We start from the raw sequence: 19,505 nt of genomic DNA, 5'->3' as shown, positions 1-19,505 counted from the left end.
GCTTCCTTGTATCGCATTGGCCTCGAAAGCGCATCCATCAAAAACGCGCTTTCGACAGACCGGTCATCACTCGATGATTTCGGCGACGACGCCGGCGCCGACGGTACGGCCACCTTCGCGGATAGCGAAGCGAAGCTTCTCTTCCATCGCGATCGGAACGATCAGGTGCACTTCCATGGAGATGTTATCCCCAGGCATCACCATTTCAGTTCCTTCAGGAAGGTGCACGATACCCGTCACGTCCGTCGTCCGGAAGTAAAACTGCGGACGGTAGTTCCCGAAGAACGGCGTGTGGCGACCGCCCTCTTCCTTCGTCAGGATGTAGGCTTCTGCCTTGAACTTCGTGTGCGGCTTCACAGAACCCGGCTTCGCAAGAACCTGACCGCGTTCAACGTCCTCGCGCTTCGTCCCGCGAAGCAGCGCGCCGATGTTGTCGCCAGCCTGCCCCTGATCAAGAAGCTTGCGGAACATCTCGACGCCCGTCACAGTCGTCTTAACCGTCGGGCGGATGCCAACGATCTCGACTTCCTCGCCAACCTTGACAATCCCGCGCTCAACGCGGCCCGTCACGACCGTGCCGCGGCCCGAGATCGAGAAGACGTCCTCAACAGGCATCAGGAACGGCTGGTCAACCGGACGCTCAGGCTGCGGGATATACGCATCGACCGCTTCCATCAGCTTGACGATCGCGTCGTGCCCGATTTCACGGTTCGTGTCCTCAAGCGCAGCAAGCGCAGAGCCCTTGACCACAGGGATGTCGTCGCCGGGGAACTCGTACTTCGACAGAAGTTCGCGGATCTCCAGCTCAACGAGCTCAAGCAGTTCAGGATCGTCGACCTGGTCAACCTTGTTCATGAACACAACAAGCGCCGGAACACCAACCTGACGCGCAAGCAGGATGTGCTCGCGCGTCTGAGGCATCGGGCCGTCCGCCGAAGACACCACGAGGATCGCGCCATCCATCTGTGCCGCGCCCGTGATCATGTTCTTCACGTAGTCAGCGTGGCCGGGGCAGTCAACGTGCGCGTAGTGACGGTTCGCCGTCTCGTATTCAACGTGCGACGTCGAGATCGTGATACCACGCGCCTTCTCTTCAGGCGCCTTGTCGATCTGGTCGTACGCCGTGAACGAAGCGCCGCCAACTTCCGCAAGAACCTTCGTGATCGCTGCTGTCAGCGACGTCTTGCCGTGGTCAACGTGGCCGATCGTACCGATGTTACAATGCGGCTTCGTCCGCTCAAACTTTTCCTTCGCCATCGACGTCGCTCTCTCGTCCCATCCTGAAACGACTTCTGCCCATCACAAAAGCAGATAGTCCCCGGGGTACTCCGCCGTCCGTTGCACTTAATGGCCGGGGCAGCACCGATTCCCAAACACCTCAACCCAAGCCTAGCGTCCGTTCCGCCATACCTGCGAAACGGTCTGTACAGCCGTATGGAGCGGGTGAAGGGAATCGAACCCTCGTCATCAGCTTGGAAGGCTGTTGCTCTACCATTGAGCTACACCCGCACGATACAGTCAGGATGGATGGTGGAGGGGGTTGGATTCGAACCAACGTAGGCGTAGCCAACGGATTTACAGTCCGTCCCCTTTAACCACTCGGGCACCCCTCCGGCCCATCCCGCCAGACCGCCGCTCTGGAAAGCCGTCCCGGACAATCCGCCGGAGCGGCCTCCCCTTCGGCGGAAGCAGCGGGCGGTTCTTAGGGCGATGCGCTCCCCCATGTCAACACCTAATGCGAACTGGCAAAGCTTCGCGACACATGCAACCTATGCCTTTCCAGCACGAGGCAGCGCGAATGACCGAAAAAAGCTCCGGAAAACAACGCAAAGGGCCGCCGCATGGCGTGCGCGCCGACGGGCGGCCGCGCCGCGCGTCCTTTTCCCGCAAATCCCTTCGCCCGCTTGAAAACGACGCTGAGGACGGCGCGCTTCTCTATGGCTGGCACGCGGTTTCGGAGGCGCTCGCGAATCCCCGACGCGCCTTTCGCACCCTGCTCGCGACGGAAAATGCCGCGCGGCGCCTCTCCGAGGTTTTCCACAACCTTCCTATTGCCCCCACCCTCGTCAGGCCGGACGAAATCGACCGGCGCGTGGGCGCCGACGCGGTGCACCAGGGGCTGCTGCTGCACGCCGAATCGCTGCCAGCGCTGACCGTGGAGGATCTCGCGCGCGACTCGTTCATTCTCGTGCTAGACCAGATCACCGATCCGCATAATGTCGGTGCCATCGTGCGCACGGCCTGCGCCTTCGGCGTGGACGCCATCCTCACCACGGCCCGCCACAGCCCTGCCGCGACGGGCGTGCTGGCGAAGTCGGCTTCCGGCGGGCTGGAACATGTGCCGTTCGTAACCGTGCGCAATCTGGCGGGCGCTCTGCAGACGCTCTCGGAGCGCGGCTTCCTGTGCATCGGGCTGGATTCGGAAGGCGCCGAGCCACTCGCCGACATCCCCGTGCGGCGTCCGCTGGCGTTGGTGCTCGGCGCGGAGGGCAAGGGCCTGCGGCAACTGACGCGCGAACGCTGCAACGTGCTCGCGCGGCTCGACGTGCCGGGGAAGATCAAGAGCCTCAACGTCTCCAACGCCGCCGCCATCGCCCTTTACGCCGTGACGTCGCGACTCGGCGCGCCCACGGCATGACGCGGCGGCGAGACAATATGTCGCAGCGCACCTAAGACTTTTGTCGGACGACTTATTGCTTAGGGACAACAGTTTCTGTTGTAACTATTATTGGCGATGAATTGTCCGCATTGACGAAGCGGCATCACCCGGCCAGCCCGATCCCGCTGGCCGGAACGGCGCGGCTCGTACAACTCGGGGGCGGTTCAGGGAGATTTCCGGCAAGCCGCGCAAGACGGCGGCCGGCGATCTGGCCGGGAGCGCGGAGGCCTTCCGGTCGTCGTTCAGGAAACGCAAAGAAGGACTACTTCCATGAGCTTCGCCAGCACGACTGGTGGGGTAAAGCCCCGTGCTGCCCCCATGACGCGGGAAGAGCGCAAGGTAATCGTCGCCTCGTCGCTCGGCACCGTTTTCGAATGGTACGATTTCTATCTTTACGGCTCACTGTCGGCGATCATCGCGGCCCAATTCTTCTCGGGCGTAAACCCGACCGCCGGCTTCATCTTCGCATTGCTCGCCTTCGCGGCGGGCTTTGCCGTGCGCCCGTTCGGCTCGCTTTTCTTCGGCCGTCTCGGCGATCTCGTCGGCCGCAAATACACATTCCTCATCACCATCGTCATCATGGGCCTGTCGACATTCATCGTCGGCCTGCTGCCCAACTATGCCTCGATCGGCATCGCGGCCCCCGTCGTCCTGATCGGCCTGCGGCTGCTGCAGGGCCTTGCGCTCGGCGGCGAGTACGGCGGCGCGGCGACCTATGTGGCCGAGCACGCCCCGACCGGGCGGCGCGGCTTCTACACCAGCTTCATCCAGACGACGGCCACACTGGGCCTGTTCCTGTCGCTGCTGGTGATTCTCGGCGTGCGCACCTGGCTCGGCGAGGAGGCGTTCGCGGCCTGGGGCTGGCGCGTGCCGTTCCTCATTTCCATCGTCCTGCTCGCGATCTCGGTGTGGATTCGCACGCAGCTCGAAGAATCACCCTCCTTCAAGAAGATGAAGAGCGAGGGCACGGGCTCGAAGGCGCCGCTTTCCGAAGCCTTCGGCACGTGGAAAAATGCCAAGATCGGCCTTTACGCCCTCTTCGGCAGCACCGCCGGGCAGGCCGTGGTCTGGTACACTGGCCAATTCTACGCGCTGTTCTTCCTGACGCAGACGCTGAAAGTCGATTCGGCCACGGCCAACATCCAGATCGCCATCGCACTGGCGTTCGCCACGCCGTTCTTCCTCGTCTTCGGCTGGCTGTCGGACAAGGTCGGCCGCAAGCCTATCATCCTCGGCGGCTGCCTGCTGGCGGCCTTGCTCTACTTCCCGCTGTTCAACGCGCTCACCCGCGCCGCGAATCCGGATCTCGCCGCGGCGCAGGCCACTTCGCCGGTAACGGTCGTCGCCGATGCGTCAGAGTGCTCGTTCCAGTTCAACCCTGTCGGCACGGCGCAGTTCACATCCTCTTGCGACATCGCCAAGAGCTTCCTCGCCCGCAATTCGGTGAACTATGAGAACATCGCGGCGCCTGCCGGCACAGTCGCCGCCATCCGCATCGGCGAGCGCACGTTCGAATCGTTCGACGCCCGGGCGCTTTCCGCCGAGGAACGGACGGCCCGCACGGCGCAGTTCCAAGCGGACCTCACCGCCGCCATCCGCGCTGCGGGCTATCCGGCCAAGGCCGACCCCGCCAAGATGCACTACGGCCTTACGGTTGCGATCCTGTTCGTGCTCGTGCTGCTGGTGACCATGGTCTACGGCCCGATCGCCGCCCAGCTCGTGGAGCTGTTCCCCACCCGCATCCGCTATTCGGGCATGTCGCTGCCCTATCACATCGGCAATGGCTGGTTCGGGGGCTTTCTGCCGCCCACGATCTTCGCGATGGTCGCAGCGACCGGCAACATCTACTACGGCCTGTGGTATCCCATCGCCATTGCTCTGATGACGCTGGTCATCGGTCTGCTGTTCGTGCCGGAGACCTACAAGCGCGACATCAACACCTTCGATACGTAACCGGTAAACTGATACGGCCGCACCGAAACAAGGCTGACGACAAGGGCGCCGGGGCACTTCCCGGCGCTTTTCATTATCCGCAAATCGGGAGCGCCGATCCTATGGCGCGACTGCCGCCAGCTCCGCCTCCGCGGCAGGCTCCGCCAGCACGCCGCCCGTCGTAGGCGCCGCGACGCCCGTGGTGCCGGGCAGCGTCAGCGGCAGCCCGCGCAGGCTGCGCACCGCCAGATAGGCGAAGGCCTGCGCCTCCATCGCATCACCCGACCAGCCGAGATCGTCCGCGACGATGACCTTCGCGCCGGTATTGGCGCCGATGCGGCGCACGAGTTCCGCATTGTGGGCACCGCCGCCGCAGACAATCCACAGGCGTGGCGCGTGCGGCAACAGCGGGACGATATGCGCCACCGCGCGCGCCGAGAATTCCGTCAGCGTCGCGGCGCCATCCTCCACGGAGAGCGCTGAGAGATCGGGCAAATCAAAGGCATTACGATCCAGCGACTTCGGCGGCGGCAGGAGGAAGAATGCGTTGTGCATCAGCCCGCTGACGACGGACTCGTTCACCTTTCCCTGACTGGCGTGGACACCGCCGCGATCGATGGGGATGCCGGTGCGCTTCAGCATGAAGTCGTCAATCAGCGCGTTGGCGGGGCCGGTGTCGCAGGCGATCAGCACGTTGTCGTCCGCCGATTCGACATAGGTGACGTTGGCGACGCCGCCAAGGTTGAGCACCGCCACCGGTCCGTCGAGGTCCGCGGCCCGCACCAGCGCCCGATGGAAGAGCGGCACCAACGGCGCGCCCTGCCCGCCCACGGCGACATCGGCGGCGCGGAAATCGTAAACCACCGGCACGCCGACATGCGTCGCGAGTTTCTGCCCGTCGCCGATCTGCACCGTCAGCCCGGCTTCCGGGCGATGCAGCACCGTCTGGCCGTGGAAGCCGATCAGATCGACCTCTCCGGGGTTGAACTGGCAGGACGAGAGGAAGCTGTCGATGGCCCTGATATGGCGATGCGTCACCATATCCTCGGCGTCGGCCAACTCGTCCGGGCGGGCCTCCCGGTCGGTCAGGGTCGTGGCGGTTGCTATCGCCTTGCGCAGCAGCGCGCGGTCGGCCGTGTCATAGGGATGGAAGCCGGCCGGCCCCAGACGATGGATGATCTCGCCATCCGTCTCGACGAGCGCCACGTCGATGCCGTCCATCGACGTTCCGCTCATCAGGCCGATAACCCGCAATATCCCTTCCGACATGACGATCTCCAGCTGGCGCCGCCCCATCACGGCACCTTTCCATTAAAACATCTCTACCGCCACAGGCCAGCATTTCGGCGCACGCCCGCCCCGATAGCGCGATTCCCAAACCACGCCCGACCTGATATAGACCGGTGCATGCGCTCAAGCTGTGTGCGCCAAAGCCGCGCCAGCGCTGATTTTCCACCGCAAAGCCGAAAGATCGATGACAGCCTTCCGTTCCGACTTCCTCCGTGCGCTCGACGAGCGCGGTCTCATCCACCAGATTTCCGACGCCGAAGGTCTCGATGCCCTGGCGCTCGCGGGGAAGATCACGGCTTACGTGGGCTACGACCTGACGGCGCCGAGCCTGCACGTCGGCCACATGACCAACATCATGATGCTGCGCCGCCTCCAGCAGACGGGCCACAAGCCGATCGTCCTGATGGGCGGCGGCACCACGCGCATCGGCGACCCCTCCTTCCGCGACGAGGCGCGCCCGCTGCTGGACGACGCGCGGATCGAGGCCAACAAGGCCAGCATCAAGAAGGTCTTCTCGCGCTTCCTGACCTTCGGCGACGGCGCCACCGACGCCGTCATGGCCGACAACGCGGAATGGCTGGACGAGCTGAAGTACATTCCGTTCCTGCGGGATATCGGCCGGCACTTCTCCGTCAACCGCATGCTGACCTTCGAATCGGTGAAGTCGCGCCTCGACCGCGACCAGTCGCTGTCGTTCCTCGAATTCAACTACATGATCCTGCAGGCCTACGACTTCCTGGAGCTGTCGCGGCGCTACGGCTGCCGCCTGCAGATGGGCGGCTCCGACCAGTGGGGCAACATCATCAACGGCATGGAACTCGGCCGGCGCATCGACAACATGCAGCTCTACGCCCTCACCTCGCCGCTGCTCACCACCGCCTCCGGCGCCAAGATGGGCAAGTCGCTGGGCGGCGCGGTGTGGCTCAACGAGGACATGCTGTCGGCCTACGAGATGTGGCAATACTGGCGCAACACGGAAGACGCCGACGTCGGCCGCTTCCTGCGCATCTTCACGGACCTGCCGCTCGGCGAGGTCGCGCGCCTCGAAGCGCTGGAAGGCGCCGAGCGTAACGAGGCCAAGAAGATCCTCGCCACCGAGGTCACGGCCATGGTGCATGGGCGCGAGGCAGCGGAGGCCGCGGCCGAGACCGCGCGCAAGACGTTCGAGGAAGGCGCGCTGGCACAGGACCTGCCGAGCCACGCCATCGCGCGCGGGCTGCTGGAGGAAGGCCTCGGCGTGCTTTCCGCCTTCGGCCCGGAACATGCCGGCCTCGTCGCTTCCACCAGCGAGGCGCGGCGGCAGATCAAGGGCGGTGGCCTCAAGGTGAACGATGTCACCGTCACGGACGAAAAGGCAAAGCTGACGTTGTCGGACCTCGCTGCCGATGGCGCGATCAAGCTTTCTCTTGGCAAGAAGAAGCATATTCTTCTGAAGATAGCGTAAAATAATTCGGAACCCGATCAGCTCCTTCCCCGTTACATGAACATCCATGACAACAGGAGGGAATAATGGCTCATCTCGATGAAACCGGCACGCTGATCGGCGCGGACAAGGTATCCGGCACGTCCGTTTACAACGCCGAGGGCGAGAACCTCGGCGCCATCCACGACATCATGATCGACAAGAAGACCGGCCGCGTCGCCTATGCGGTGATGTCGTTCGGCGGCTTTCTGGGGCTCGGCTCGGACTACCATCCCTTGCCTTGGTCCGCGCTGACCTACGATCCGCAGCAGGGCGGATACGTCGTGCATCTGACGCGCGAGCAACTGGAAGGCGGTCCGCGCTTCGGTGAGAACGAGGCACCCCAATGGGGCGACCGCGACTACGAGAAGCGCGTGCACGACTATTACGGCATCGGGCCGTACTGGATGTAACACCATCCCTCGATGGGCATGACTTGCCCTCGATGGGCATGACCTGTCGAGGAGCGCTTAAGCCCATACGACGCTTGAGCAGAACCCACGCGCGAGCGGTCGAGGGCCGGGAGCGTTGATATAACGCCCGTCAGTTCGGTGCGTAGAGCCTGCGGGCGGCCTCACGGAGCGCCGCCCGCGATTCGTCGTGGGCGTAGAACATGTGCCCGCCCTTCAAAACCTCCAGCGCCACGCGGCCTTTGGCAGCGTCCCGCGCGCCGAGCGCCGCCAGGCGGTCGAGCGCGAGCTGGCTGTCGAAATAGGGCGTGACCAGATCGGTCGCGCCATGCACCACGAGCGCGCCGAGACGGGGATCGAGCGCGAGAGCGCTGCGCAGGTCGTCGACCGCCTCCGGCTGGCGGCTGCGCGTGGCGCCCCAGTTCCAGTTCGCTGACACCTCGCGGCTCAGCAGCCGGTAGGGCGTATCCACGCGCCAGCCCACGGTGCGGTTCAGGAAATCCACAGCCGCGCTGGTGAGGGACGCGATGCCGGCATCGAGAATCGGATCCTCCAGATCCGAGGACGGATCGTAGGGCACGGGATCGAGGCCGAGGACCAGCCCATCGTAGAGGCTCGCCACGGATTCGCTGCCGCGCCCGAGTTCGCGCACGATGTCGACGATGTCGAGCCGCCCGGCGCGGCGCTCCACAAAGCTGCGGTCGAGCCCGGTGAACTGCGTCACCCGATCCACGATTCGCGCCACCGCCGCGGCATCGCGCGGGCCGCGCAGCAGATCGACCACATAGTCGCCGCGCGCATAGCCCTCCACCGCCGCCAGCGCCTCGCGCGTGAAGGGCTCGCCCTTCAGCTCGCGGTGCAGCGCGGCCAGCGACGGCAGCCGGGCGGCAAAGGCGAGCGGGGCGCCATCGCCGCCTCCCTGCGTCTGGAAGTCGAGCACGGGCGAGATCATCACGATGCCGGAGATGCCGACTCCCTCGTGCGTCTGCAGGCGGCGGGCGAGCTTGGGCACGCGGAAACCGCCGTAGCTCTCGCCCACCAGAAACTTCGGCGACGTCATCCGGTCGTGTTCGGTCAGATAGCGGCGGACGACGTTGGCGAGCGCGCTGATATCGCCGTCGACCGACCACAGCGACCGCTTCAGTTCCGCGCTGTCGTTGACGAAGCGGCTGTAGCCGGTGCCGACCGGGTCGATGAACACCAGATCGGTGAAATCGAGCCATGTCTGGGGGTTGTCGACCAGCACCGGCGGCGCGGAGGGCCCCTCCCCCGTGTTGCCGAACGACAGCCGCTTCGGCCCCAGCGCGCCGAAGTTCAGATAGGCGGAGGCCGCGCCCGGCCCGCCGTTGAAGGCGAACGTCACCGGGCGTTCCTGCGCCGGCTGCCGTTCGATGGTGTAGGCGACGAAGCCGACTTCCGCCTGCGGCTCGCCCGCCTCGTTGCGCAGCACGATGCTGCCCGCCGTCACCTGATAGTCGCGCCGCTCCCCGCCGATCGCCGCCGACTGGCTGACGGTGACGCGCGCGGGCAAGCGCAGCGCATCGTCGCCGGGCGGGCGTCTCTGCTCCTGCTGCCGGGGCTGCTGCGCCATCGGCGCGGAAGCAGGCGCGGCCATCACCAGCGCGGCCAGAGCGGCAACGGACAGAAGGCGCAACGTCATCGGCAACCCTTTCCTGATCCTAACCCTTCCTGATCCACCGGCCGGCCTCGTCCTGCTGCCAGTAGGTCGCGGCAAAGCCCATGGCGCGCACCTTGCGCCACTCGTCCCGTGCGCGGGCAAGCGCCGCATCGTCATTGCCGTCGAACATCAGCACGATGCGCGCATAGCTCCCGGCGTCGTCGGCGATCCCCGCGCCATCGACCAGGAAGCGCACGTCGGCGCGGTTCAGGTTGGCGTGCTGGCGCGTCAGCAGCACCGGCTCGTCCGCGCAATCGGCGGCCTGGTCGGTGCCGTGCGGCAGGAAGCTGTCGTCGCGCCAGATCCACAGATGGTCGTCGAGCGCCGTGAGCCGTTCGGCATCCGGCACCTCGATGGCCACCCGCCAGCCGCGCGCGAGGCTCTTTTCGACGAGCGTCGGCAGCACCGCTTCGAGCGGCTGGCGTTGCAGATGATAGAACAGGATGTCGGTCATCGGGCCTCGTAATGGTCCCGCACCAGCCGATCGAGCAGCCGCACACCCCAGCCCGATCCCCAGGACCGGTTGGTGTCGGTCTGCTTCGCGGCCATGCCGGTGCCGGCGATGTCGAGATGCGCCCACGGCGCGTCGTTGACGAATCGCTTCAGAAACTGAGCCGCCGTGATGGAGCCGGCATTGCGCCCGCCGGTGTTTTTCACGTCCGCGACCTTCGAATCGATCAGCTTGTCGTATTCGGGCTGCAGCGGGAGCCGCCACACAGTCTCGCCCGTCGCCTTGCCCGCCTCGCCGAGGCGCGCGGCCAGCTCGTCGCTGTTCGAGAACAGGCCCGCGTTCTCCTGCCCGAGCGCGACGATGATGGCGCCCGTGAGCGTGGCGAGATTGACGATGAATTGCGGCTGGAAGCGCGCCTGCGTGTACCAGAGCACGTCGGCGAGCACGAGGCGCCCCTCGGCGTCCGTGTTGATGACCTCGATGGTCTGGCCCGACAGCGAGGTGACGATGTCGCCAGGCCGCTGCGCCTTGCCGTCCGGCATGTTCTCGACGAGGCCGACGACGCCGACGGCGTTCACCTTCGCCTTACGGGTGGCGAGCGCATGGATGAGGCCGATCACGGCCGCCGCGCCTGCCATGTCGCCCTTCATGTCCTCCATGTTGGCGGCCGGCTTGATGGAGATGCCGCCGGTGTCGAAGGTCACGCCCTTGCCGACGAAGGCGACGGGCTTCTCATCCGCGCCGGCGCCATTCCAGCGCAGCACCACCACCTGACTTTCGGCGCGCGAGCCCTGTCCCACGGCGACCAGTGCGCCGAAGCCGAGCGCCTTCAGTTCCTTCTCGCCGAGAACCTCGACTGCGACATCGAGCTTCGCCAGTTCGCCCGCGCGGCGCGCGAACTCTTCCGGATAGAGCACGTTGGCCGGCTCGTTCACGAGATCGCGCGCGAGGCAGACGCCCTCGGCGACGGCCTTCGCCGCCTTGCGGGCCGCCCGCGCGGCGTCCGGCCCCGCGAGGTGCACCACGACCTCGGCAGGCGACGCCTCCTGCTCGTCTTCTTCCTTCTTCTTCGTCTTGTAGCGGTCGAAGCGGTAGGCACGCAGCCGCAGGCCGAGCGAAAAGTCGCCGGCGGCCTCCGGCGAGGGCGAAAAGTCGCCCGGCAGGTCGAACAGGATGTGTGCCTGCGCACCTGCGATCTTGCCGAGCACCGCACCGCCGAGGCGCGCCCAGTCGGTCGCGGGGATATCCTTCGCGGCGCCAAGGCCCACGACGACGAGCCGGTCGGCCGCGATACCCTGCGGCGCGGCCAGCACAAGCGTGGACCGCGCGGCGCCCTTGAATTTCTCGATCTGTGCCGCGCGCTGCACCAGCGCCAGCCCCGCTTCCCCGAGCCACGCGGCGGCCGCGGCCGATACGGACAGCGCGTCGTCGGCGAACACCACCACCTCACCCCCTTCAGGGCGTTCCAGAGACTTGAATTCAACCTTGATACGGCCGGTCATAAAATCCTCGCAGAAGCGTCACGATCTGATTGTATCGCGATCAGAGCATTTTCGGAGGCAGCCGTCACCATCCGCATCCGGAAATGCCCTGAATTGTCGCCCTCCCCGGCCGGCGGCGCGGGCGTCTGCTCCGCCGGGTCATGGCCGCGTCAGCGTGCAACCTTGCCGAACGGGCCCGGAGGCATTAGTTCGGAGGTGTCCGCGAAGCTCGTCGTGCGTCCGGAACGGTGTCCCGTCTTTTCAGGCCGCCTCCGCGCGCGGTTCAACGGTAATATGATGACTTTGATCGAACGCTACATTCTGCGCAACGTGACGGTGGCGTTCGTCGCCTGCTTTCTGGCGCTGACGCTCGTCATCTGGATCACGCAGATCCTGCGCCAGCTCGATCTCGTCACCGGCCAGGGCCAGACGCTCGGCATCTTCATGGTGGTGACGCTGTTGTCGCTGCCGGCTCTCGTGGTCATCATCGCGCCCGTCGCGCTGTTCATCGCCACGATCTACGCGCTGAACAAGCTCAACGGCGATTCGGAACTGATCGTGATGAGCGCGGCCGGCGTCGCGCCGGCGCGTCTGCTGCGCCCCTTCGCCGCGCTCGGAACCGCGATCTTCATGATCGTCGCCGCGATGACGCTCTATCTGATGCCGCAGAGTTTCAACACCCTGCGCGACCTCATCACCCAGATTCGCGCGGACTTCGTCTCTAATATCGTCAAGGAAGGGCAGTTCACGACGCTCGATTCCGGCATCACCTTCCACTACCGTGAGAAGGCGGGTGACTCGCTGCTCGGCATCTTCATGCAGGACGAGCGCAACCCCGAGAAGATCGCGGTCTACATCGCCGAGCGCGGCCAGACGGTGACCGTCGGCAACGACAGCTTCCTCGTGCTTGAAAACGGTTCCGTGCAGCAGCAGGAAAAGGGCAGCCGCGACGCCGCCATCGTCACCTTCCAGCGCTACGCGCTCAACCTGTCGGTGTTCGCCGCGAGCGAGGCAGAGACGGTCTACCGCCCGCGCGAGCGCTCCACCGCCTATCTGCTGTCGCCCGATCCAGAGGACCCCGTTTACAAGTACCAGACAGGGCGCTTCCGCGCGGAGCTGCACGACCGCTTTTCCGCGCCGCTCTATTGCATCTCCTTCCTGCTGATCGCCTTCGCGGCGCTCGGCGAGGCACGCACCACCCGGCAGGGGCGCGGCGTGGCCATCGCGGCGGCGGTGGTGGCTGTCGGGCTCGTGCGCATTCTCGGCTTCTTCGCTTCCAGCGCCGTGGTGCGCGAGCCGCTGGCTGTGGCGGGCATCTACGGCGCGCCGCTCGTTTCGAGCCTCATCGCGCTGCTCATCATCTTCGAAGGCGCGCGCGTGCGCGGCCTCATGGGCGCGTTTCTGCGCGGGCGCCGGGCAGCGACGCCGGCAGCGGCGGCGGGAGGCGCATAATCATGTTGATCGGTCCCACGCTCGGGCGCTATTTCGGCCGGCGCTTCCTTCTCACCATCGGCACCGTGTTCGGCACCGTGTTCGTGCTCGTCTATACGCTCGATTTCGTCGAGCTGATGCGCCGCGCCGGCGAGGCGCCGGGCGCCTCCGCGCATGTCATGGCGTGGCTGTCGTTCCTGCGCACGCCCTCCGTCACGGAAGAGGTGCTGCCCTTCGCCGTGCTCTTCGGCAGCATCGCGACCCTGCTCAACCTGAGCCGGCGGCTCGAACTCGTCATCGCCCGCTCGGTCGGCGTCTCGGCCTGGGGCTTCCTGCAGCCGCCCGTCATCGTCGCCCTGCTACTCGGTGTCGTGTCCGTGACGTTGTACAACCCGCTGTCCGCCAGCCTGCGCCAGCGCGCCGCGACGCTTGAGGCAACCGTCTTCTCGCAGGGGGCGGCGCCCGGCCGCGAAAACATCTGGATTCGCCAGAAAAGCGTCGACGGGCAGGCGATTCTGCGGGCTAGTTCGGCCATCGACGAAACCGCCACTCTCATGAACGTGACCGTGTTCCTGTTCGACGGGAACGGCGGCTTTCAGGAGCGGATCGAGGCCGCGAGCGCCAAGCTCTACGACGGCCACTGGGAGCTTGAGAAAGCCCGCGTCATGACGCTGGACGAGGAGCCGCAGGCCTACGACACCTATCTCCTCGCCACGACGCTGGCACCGGCGCAGGTCCGCCAGTCCTTCACCAACGCCAGTTCCGTGTCCTTCTGGGACCTGCCCGGCCTCATCGAGCGGACGGAGCAGGCCGGCCTCGATGCCCGGCCCTATCGCCTGCAATACGAGGTGCTGCTGGCGCGGCCGCTGCTGCTCGTCGCGATGGTTCTGGTCGCCGCTTCCGTTTCTTTAAGGTTCTTTCGATTTGGTGGTGTGGCGAAACTCGTTCTGGGTGGCGTCGCGGCAGGCTTCGTGCTTTATGTGGTGACGGAGATCATGCAGGATTTGGGTGGCGCGGGGATCCTCTCGCCAACCATAGCGGCATGGTTTTCCGGGGTCGTCGGCAGCTTGCTGGGCGTCCTCGCGCTACTGTATCAGGAAGACGGCTGAGAGCGGCGGCCGTCGAAAAAACATCATCGGGCGCTACCGGAGTCCGGCTTGCGTCATGAAGATGTGGCAGGATGCGGTCGCAGCGTTCGTGTATTTGTGTGTCCCAGTTGCAGGAGTGCGCGTTTGAGCCTCGGTAAAGTCGTCCGCATCGCGATCGTCTCCGCCCTCGGCGCAACCGTTCTGCCCGTGTCGGTGGCGCACGCCCAGCAAACCCTGAACGAACGCTTCGCGGCCGCGAACGCGCGTTCGGACAACGACCGCCTTGTCGTCGACGCCAACGAGATCGTCTACGACAACGACCGAAACACCGTTTCCGCCGTCGGCAACGTCAGCCTCTACTATCAGGGCCGCAGCCTGCAGGCGGACCGCGTCACCTACGATCGCAACACCAGCCGTGTGCTGGCCCAGGGCAACGCGCAACTGCGCGAGACCGACGGTACGGTCGCGAGCGGCGACCGGTTCGAACTGACCGACGATTTCCGCGCGGGCTTCATCGATTCGCTGCATGTCGAGACCTCGGATAACACGCGCTTCTCCGCACCACGCGCCGAGCGCAGCGACGGCGAGACGACGACGTTCAGCAAGGGTACCTACACGGCCTGCGAGGCCTGCAAGAAGGACCCGTCGCGCCCTCCCCTGTGGCAGGTGAAGGCGGCGCGCATCATCCACGACAACAGCGAGCAGATGATCTACTACGAGGATGCACGCCTCGAGTTCTACGGCATCCCGCTCGCCTACATCCCCTATTTCTCGACGCCCGATCCCACGGTGCGCCGCAAGACCGGGTTTCTGGCGCCGCGCTACTCCTACTCCTCGGCAACGGGCTTCGGCATCGCGACGCCGTTCTTCTGGGCGATCGCGCCGGACTACGACCTCACCCTCACACCCAAGTTCCTGACCAAGCAGGGCGTGCTCGGCCAGGCGGAGTGGCGCCAGCGTTTCCTGTCCGGCTCCTATAACATCCGCGCGACGGGCATCTTCCAGCAGGACGACAGCGTCTTTCTCGAATCGCCCTACGGCCCACGGGACCGCGATTTCCGCGGCTCCATCGAGACAAGCGGCCGCTTCGACATCAACCGCTACTGGCACTGGGGCTGGGACATCGCGCTGCTGACGGACAAGTGGTTCCTCGACAACTACAACATCCGCAGCGAAAGCCTGACCAACACCTTCTTCAAGGAATCGACGTCGACCGCCTTCCTGCAAGGACGCAGCGACGACGCCTTTTTCGATCTGCGCGGCTACTACTTCAAGACGCTGTCGCAGGACGACTGGCAGAAGCAGCAGCCCGTCGTCGCGCCGACGCTCGACTATAACCGCCGCTTCAAGGGCCCCGGCCGAATCGGTGGCGAGTTCGAACTCGACTTCAACCTCACCAACCTGTCGCGCGAGGCCGCGCAGTACCACGCCGTTCCTGGCGAGGTCGGCAGCTATTTCCCGCAGGGCATGCCCTACCAGACGTGCGCGGTGTTCGACCGCGACCATTGCCTCGTGCGCGGCATCGGCGGCCGCTACACGCGCATATCGACGAGCCTGAACTGGCGGCGTGATTTCATCGACCCGCTCGGGCAAGTATGGCAGCCCTTCGCCGGGTTGCGCGTCGACGGCTTCGCCCGCAGCCTGAACGCGACGCGCTTCCAGAACGGTGAGATCGGCAACTTCCTCAACACAAACGGCAATGACACCATCACCTCGCGCGTCACGCCGACGGTGGGTCTGGAATACCGCTTCCCCTTCGTGGCAACCACCGAAAGCTGGGGCACGCACACGCTGGAGCCCATCGCCCAGATCGTCGCGCGGCCGAACGAAACCCGCATCGGCCAGTTGCCGAACGAGGATTCGCAAAGCGTGGTGTTCGACGACACCAACCTGTTTTCGTGGAACAAGTTCGGCGGCTACGACCGCGCCGAGGGCGGCGTGCGTGCAAATGTCGGTCTGAAGTATTCCGTCCAGACCGATGCCGGCGCCTACGGGCAAGCGCTTTTCGGCCAGTCCTTCCATCTGGGCGGGCGTAACTCCTACCGCCAGTACGACATCGCTCACGCGGGGAGCGATTCGGGGCTTGAGGACTCGCGCTCGGACTATGTCGCCGGCCTTTACATCGCCCCGCGGCAGGGCCTGTCCTTCCTCGGCCATGCGCGCTTCGACGAAGCGGACTTTTCGGTCAACCGGCTGGATGCGCAGGCGAACGCCTCATTCGGCCGGCTGAACGCCGGTCTCGTCTTCGCCCGTTATGAGGCGCAGCCCGATCTTGGCTATGCCTACCGGCGGACCGGCCTTGGCCCCAACGCCTCGATGAAGCTGACCGACAACTGGTCCGTGAAGGGCTCCGTCCTGTTCGACCTCGATCGCGACAAGCAGAACCGTTACAGGTATCTCGCGGGGTTGACGGACAAGCTCAAGACGTCCAAGGCCTGGACAGCCGCCAACATGTCGCTCGGCGTCACCTATCAGGACGAATGCGTGGTGCTCGACGTGACCTATACCTCCAGCCTGAAGGACAGGTCATCGGGCACGAAGCGCTCCGATTCCGCCGTCATGGTGCGGCTTGAATTGCGCACGCTCGGCGAGATCAGCTTCTCGCAGGACGTCAGCAGCAACTCCTCCTCGGACGGCGTCGCCCAGTAAGCACCGATGGCCCAGATCGACGATCTTCCGCCGCTGCGCGACATCGTGCGCGAGCATGGCCTGCTGGCGAAGAAATCGCTAGGACAGAACTTCCTGTTCGATCTCAATCTCACCAGCCGCATCGCCCGCGCCTCCGGGCCGCTGGAAGGCGTGACGGTGGTCGAGGTCGGCCCCGGTCCCGGCGGTCTCACGCGCGCCTTGCTCGCCAGCGGCGCGCGCCGCGTCGTCGCCATCGAGCGCGACACCCGTTGCCTACCCATCCTCGCGCAGATCGCGGAGCATTATCCCGGACGGTTGGCGGTGATTGAGGGCGATGCGCTGGAGGTGGATATCTCGCCCTACCTCGACGAGGGCCCGGCGCGGATCGTTTCCAACCTGCCTTACAACGTCGCAACCCCGCTGCTCACCGGCTGGCTGACGGCGGAGCGCTGGCCGCCATGGTGGCAATCGCTGACGCTGATGTTTCAGCGCGAGGTCGCCGAGCGCATCGTGGCAACGCCCGAGATACCTGGTGACTACGGCCGTCTCGGTGTGCTGTGCGGCTGGCGCACGCACGCCCACATCCTGTTCGACGTGCCACCGTCCGCCTTCGTGCCGCCGCCGAAGATCACATCGTCCGTGGTGCACCTTGCGCCGATTGCCTCGCCCGAAGCGGCCAGCGTCAGGACCCTGGAGGCGATGACCCGGGCTGCGTTCGGCCAGCGCCGGAAGATGCTGCGCCAGAGCCTCCGGAGCCTGCCCTTCCCGGACGGTTTCGACGCCGGCATCCTGCTCGAACGGGCCGGAATAACGCCCACGGCCCGTGCGGAAGAACTGCCGGTCACGGCCTTCGTTCGCCTTGCCAACATCTACGATGCGCTGCGATAGCGAGGGTTTCAGCCTTCCTGCGCCAGCAGGTCGTTGACAAAACCGGCCAGGCCCGTGCGGCGCAGTCGCTTCAGCCGCTCGGCCGCCAGTATCGACTGCAGCGCGCGGAAGGCATGGTCGAGATCGTCATTGACGATCACGTAATCATAGGCGTTCCAGTGGCCGATCTCTTCACGCGCGTTGACGAGGCGCTGGTTGATCACCTCCGTCGAATCTTCAGCCCGCCGCTCAAGCCGCGTGCGCAACTCCCGGAGCGACGGCGGCAGGATGAACACCGTCACCGCGTCGTCACGCATCTTTTCCAAAATCTGCAAAGTGCCCTGCCAGTCGACGTCGAATACCATGTCACGGCCGCCGGCCAGCGTCTCCTCGACCGGCTTGCGCGGCGTGCCATAGAGATTGCCGTGCACCTCCGCCCATTCCAGCAGATCACCGCGATCGCGCTGGAAGAGGAACTCGTCTTTCTCGATGAAATGGTAATGCACGCCTTCGATTTCCGACGCGCGGCGCGGACGGGTCGTGACCGAGATCGACAGGGAGAGATGACCGAGCTGCAGCAGGTCGCGCGTCAGGGTCGTTTTCCCGGCCCCTGAGGGCGAGGACAGAATAAGCATCAGGCCCCGGCGGCGAATGGAATTATCGACAGTCATTCTGCGACTTGTACACTCTCTTGGCGGGTGCCTGCGTCGGCATCCGGAAATCGTTCAACCGTAGGAGCATGCTATACCGGCTCAGCGGATCGCCGGCAATTGCGGCACCGTCTTGGGCGAGGTCAGATCGTAGCTCTTGTTCTTCAGGGGGTCGAGCTTGGTGCCTTCCGAGGCGTCGAACACCTTGACGATACCGTCGCTGGCCCCTCCGCCCGGGCGGGCGTCGGCGGTAGTATTGCTTGCACCGGCTGCCGGAAGCCGCGTCTCCTGATCTTCACCCTCCGGCAGGACACGGTCGACGCCGGTATCGCCACCCGGCTGCACCGCGCGGCTCGCTTCAATCTTGCGCCATGCAGCCACGTTGCGGTTATGCTCGTCGAGCGTCTTCGCAAACTGGTGACCGCCCGTGCCGTCCGCGACGAAGTAGAGATCCTCCGCCTTCGCCGGATTGGCTGCGGCCAGCAGCGACGCGCGGCCGGGATTGGCGATCGGGCCGGTCGGCAGGCCGCTGATGACATAGGTGTTGTAGGGCGTTTCCTCGGCGATCTCGCTCTTGCGAATGCCGCGCCCCAGCGTGCCCTTGCCGCCGACGATGCCGTACACGATGGTCGGGTCCGACTGCAGCTTCATGCCCTTGCGCAACCTGTTGACGAACACCGCCGCCACCCGCGCCCGCTCCTCGTCGACGGCCGTCTCCTTCTCGATGATCGACGCAAGCACGACGAGTTCATCGGGTGACTTGAGAGGCAGGTCCGGCGCCCTCCCCTCCCAGGCCTGCGCAACGGCCTTGCGGTGCTCGGCCACCATTCGGTCGACGATCGACTGCCGGGCGGTACCACGCGGCGCCATATAGGTTTCCGGCAGCAGCGTTCCCTCCACGGGCGACGGCTTGATCTCGCCCGTCAGCAGATCGTTGGCGAGCAGCCGCGCGACGACCTGATCGCTCGTAAGACCTTCGGGAACGGTAATGGGATATTGGACGCTCTTTCCGACGACGAGCGTATCCATCACATCCTTCATGCTGGCGCCCGCCTTGAAGGCATATTCGCCCGCCTTGATCGCGTCGTTCGCGCCCAGAACATGCAGGCCGATGACGAAGATCAGGGAATGATCGATCACGCCCTCGCGCTGAAGCGTCTCGGCTACGACCTGGTTGCCGCCCTTCACGGAAACGATGCGCGTTTCCTGCAGCGGCCCGCGACCGTAAAACTCATTGCGTCCGAAGTAGATCGCCGAGCCGACGGCGACGGCACCGATGAGAAGAAGTGTCAGGAAAGCGCTCAGCGCCGAGAGGAAGCCGCCCTTCTGTTGCCGCGGCCGGCGCGATCTCGGTGGGGGCGGTGGCGCGAACGTCGGCTTGATGGCTTCGCCGGGCGATCGAGGCGCAACCCGCCCATAGGATGCGTCACCTCTCCCTGTCCATTGCGGGACCTGTTGCCTGTCGTCGACCATACGGA

The 19,505-nt window shown here is 65.4% G+C and carries 15 protein-coding genes and 2 tRNA genes; 8 read left to right on the top strand and 9 right to left on the bottom strand.

All coding sequences use genetic code 11. The annotated features are described in order from the left end of the window. Positions 1-66: 66 nt before the first annotated feature. The 3 genes from tuf to FHS82_RS05975 form a co-directional block, all read right to left on the bottom strand. Positions 67-1,257, bottom strand: a complete 1,191-nt coding sequence (tuf, locus tag FHS82_RS05985; RefSeq protein ID WP_166949823.1) for an elongation factor Tu — start codon at positions 1,255-1,257, stop codon at positions 67-69. Between the two features lie 178 nt (positions 1,258-1,435). Next, positions 1,436-1,509: transfer RNA gene (locus FHS82_RS05980), tRNA-Gly, on the bottom strand. Between the two features lie 19 nt (positions 1,510-1,528). Then, a tRNA-Tyr gene (locus tag FHS82_RS05975) sits at positions 1,529-1,613 on the bottom strand. A 185-nt stretch (positions 1,614-1,798) separates the two neighbouring features. Here FHS82_RS05975 and rlmB point away from each other — a divergent pair. Together rlmB and FHS82_RS05965 are read left to right on the top strand one after the other, a co-directional pair. Next, positions 1,799-2,638, top strand: a complete 840-nt coding sequence (gene rlmB, locus FHS82_RS05970; RefSeq protein WP_246225108.1) for a 23S rRNA (guanosine(2251)-2'-O)-methyltransferase RlmB — start codon at positions 1,799-1,801, stop codon at positions 2,636-2,638. A 291-nt stretch (positions 2,639-2,929) separates the two neighbouring features. After that, entirely contained in the window at positions 2,930-4,612 is a 1,683-nt protein-coding gene (locus tag FHS82_RS05965; protein WP_208394106.1) for an MFS transporter, read from the top strand. 99 nt (positions 4,613-4,711) lie between these two features. Here the strand turns inward: FHS82_RS05965 and FHS82_RS05960 are convergent, their stop codons facing one another. Beyond that, a complete protein-coding gene (locus FHS82_RS05960; RefSeq protein WP_246225106.1) occupies positions 4,712-5,887 on the bottom strand; it encodes an anhydro-N-acetylmuramic acid kinase in 1,176 nt (391 codons plus the stop codon). 178 nt (positions 5,888-6,065) lie between these two features. Here FHS82_RS05960 and tyrS point away from each other — a divergent pair, with 178 nt between their 5' ends. Both tyrS and FHS82_RS05950 read left to right on the top strand, forming a co-directional pair. Then, a complete protein-coding gene (tyrS, locus tag FHS82_RS05955) occupies positions 6,066-7,325 on the top strand; it encodes a tyrosine--tRNA ligase (RefSeq protein WP_166949819.1) in 1,260 nt (419 codons plus the stop codon). Positions 7,326-7,390: 65 nt separating this feature from the next. Next, positions 7,391-7,756 carry a PRC-barrel domain-containing protein gene (locus FHS82_RS05950; protein WP_166949817.1) on the top strand — a complete coding sequence of 122 codons (366 nt, stop codon included), beginning with the start codon at positions 7,391-7,393 and terminating at the stop codon, positions 7,754-7,756. Positions 7,757-7,886: 130 nt separating this feature from the next. Here the strand turns inward: FHS82_RS05950 and FHS82_RS05945 are convergent, their stop codons facing one another. Genes FHS82_RS05945 through FHS82_RS05935 form a run of 3 tightly spaced genes read right to left on the bottom strand, consistent with a single transcriptional unit; the run spans position 7,887 to position 11,384 of the window. After that, positions 7,887-9,413, bottom strand: a complete 1,527-nt coding sequence (locus tag FHS82_RS05945; RefSeq protein WP_166949815.1) for a S10 family peptidase — start codon at positions 9,411-9,413, stop codon at positions 7,887-7,889. Between the two features lie 19 nt (positions 9,414-9,432). After that, positions 9,433-9,885, bottom strand: coding sequence for a DNA polymerase III subunit chi (locus tag FHS82_RS05940; RefSeq protein WP_166949813.1), 453 nt, complete (start codon positions 9,883-9,885; stop codon positions 9,433-9,435). Beyond that, positions 9,882-11,384, bottom strand: a complete 1,503-nt coding sequence (locus FHS82_RS05935) for a leucyl aminopeptidase (RefSeq protein ID WP_166949811.1) — start codon at positions 11,382-11,384, stop codon at positions 9,882-9,884. Before FHS82_RS05935 ends, FHS82_RS05940 begins: the two co-directional genes overlap by 4 nt. Before the next feature lie 276 nt (positions 11,385-11,660). On the opposite strand from FHS82_RS05935, the gene lptF reads away from it, so the two are divergent. From lptF to rsmA, 4 genes are all read left to right on the top strand, one after another. Then, positions 11,661-12,815 (top strand): LPS export ABC transporter permease LptF, encoded by a 1,155-nt coding sequence (gene lptF, locus FHS82_RS05930; RefSeq protein WP_166949808.1) that lies wholly within the window; start codon positions 11,661-11,663, stop codon positions 12,813-12,815. A 2-nt stretch (positions 12,816-12,817) separates the two neighbouring features. Continuing rightward, entirely contained in the window at positions 12,818-13,903 is a 1,086-nt protein-coding gene (lptG, locus tag FHS82_RS05925) for an LPS export ABC transporter permease LptG (protein ID WP_166949806.1), read from the top strand. Between the two features lie 123 nt (positions 13,904-14,026). Then, positions 14,027-16,531, top strand: coding sequence for an LPS-assembly protein LptD (locus FHS82_RS05920; RefSeq protein ID WP_246225104.1), 2,505 nt, complete (start codon positions 14,027-14,029; stop codon positions 16,529-16,531). Between the two features lie 6 nt (positions 16,532-16,537). Beyond that, a complete protein-coding gene (gene rsmA, locus FHS82_RS05915; protein WP_166949803.1) occupies positions 16,538-17,398 on the top strand; it encodes a 16S rRNA (adenine(1518)-N(6)/adenine(1519)-N(6))-dimethyltransferase RsmA in 861 nt (286 codons plus the stop codon). An 8-nt stretch (positions 17,399-17,406) separates the two neighbouring features. Here rsmA and gmk read toward each other — a convergent pair whose 3' ends face one another. Together gmk and mltG are read right to left on the bottom strand one after the other, a co-directional pair. Beyond that, entirely contained in the window at positions 17,407-18,048 is a 642-nt protein-coding gene (gene gmk, locus FHS82_RS05910) for a guanylate kinase (RefSeq protein ID WP_166949800.1), read from the bottom strand. Positions 18,049-18,129: 81 nt separating this feature from the next. After that, positions 18,130-19,500 (bottom strand): endolytic transglycosylase MltG, encoded by a 1,371-nt coding sequence (gene mltG / locus FHS82_RS05905; RefSeq protein WP_166949798.1) that lies wholly within the window; start codon positions 19,498-19,500, stop codon positions 18,130-18,132. Positions 19,501-19,505: the final 5 nt, after the last annotated feature.

Origin of the sequence: Pseudochelatococcus lubricantis, assembly GCF_011762225.1 — a bacterium.
GTDB lineage: Bacteria > Pseudomonadota > Alphaproteobacteria > Rhizobiales > Beijerinckiaceae > Pseudochelatococcus > Pseudochelatococcus lubricantis.
This window is presented reverse-complemented; position numbering and strand designations above follow the sequence as displayed.

Bases quoted from the DNA above. Each gene is read 5' to 3' on its own strand.
- tuf (WP_166949823.1), bottom strand. From the start codon at position 1,257: ATGGCGAAGGAAAAGTTTGAGCGGACGAAGCCGCATTGTAACATCGGT.
- rlmB (WP_246225108.1), top strand. From the start codon at position 1,799: ATGACCGAAAAAAGCTCCGGAAAACAACGCAAAGGGCCGCCGCATGGC.
- FHS82_RS05965 (WP_208394106.1), top strand. From the start codon at position 2,930: ATGAGCTTCGCCAGCACGACTGGTGGGGTAAAGCCCCGTGCTGCCCCC.
- FHS82_RS05960 (WP_246225106.1), bottom strand. From the start codon at position 5,887: ATGGGGCGGCGCCAGCTGGAGATCGTCATGTCGGAAGGGATATTGCGG.
- tyrS (WP_166949819.1), top strand. From the start codon at position 6,066: ATGACAGCCTTCCGTTCCGACTTCCTCCGTGCGCTCGACGAGCGCGGT.
- FHS82_RS05950 (WP_166949817.1), top strand. From the start codon at position 7,391: ATGGCTCATCTCGATGAAACCGGCACGCTGATCGGCGCGGACAAGGTA.
- FHS82_RS05945 (WP_166949815.1), bottom strand. From the start codon at position 9,413: ATGACGTTGCGCCTTCTGTCCGTTGCCGCTCTGGCCGCGCTGGTGATG.
- FHS82_RS05940 (WP_166949813.1), bottom strand. From the start codon at position 9,885: ATGACCGACATCCTGTTCTATCATCTGCAACGCCAGCCGCTCGAAGCG.
- FHS82_RS05935 (WP_166949811.1), bottom strand. From the start codon at position 11,384: ATGACCGGCCGTATCAAGGTTGAATTCAAGTCTCTGGAACGCCCTGAA.
- lptF (WP_166949808.1), top strand. From the start codon at position 11,661: ATGACTTTGATCGAACGCTACATTCTGCGCAACGTGACGGTGGCGTTC.
- lptG (WP_166949806.1), top strand. From the start codon at position 12,818: ATGTTGATCGGTCCCACGCTCGGGCGCTATTTCGGCCGGCGCTTCCTT.
- rsmA (WP_166949803.1), top strand. From the start codon at position 16,538: ATGGCCCAGATCGACGATCTTCCGCCGCTGCGCGACATCGTGCGCGAG.
- gmk (WP_166949800.1), bottom strand. From the start codon at position 18,048: ATGACTGTCGATAATTCCATTCGCCGCCGGGGCCTGATGCTTATTCTG.
- mltG (WP_166949798.1), bottom strand. From the start codon at position 19,500: ATGGTCGACGACAGGCAACAGGTCCCGCAATGGACAGGGAGAGGTGAC.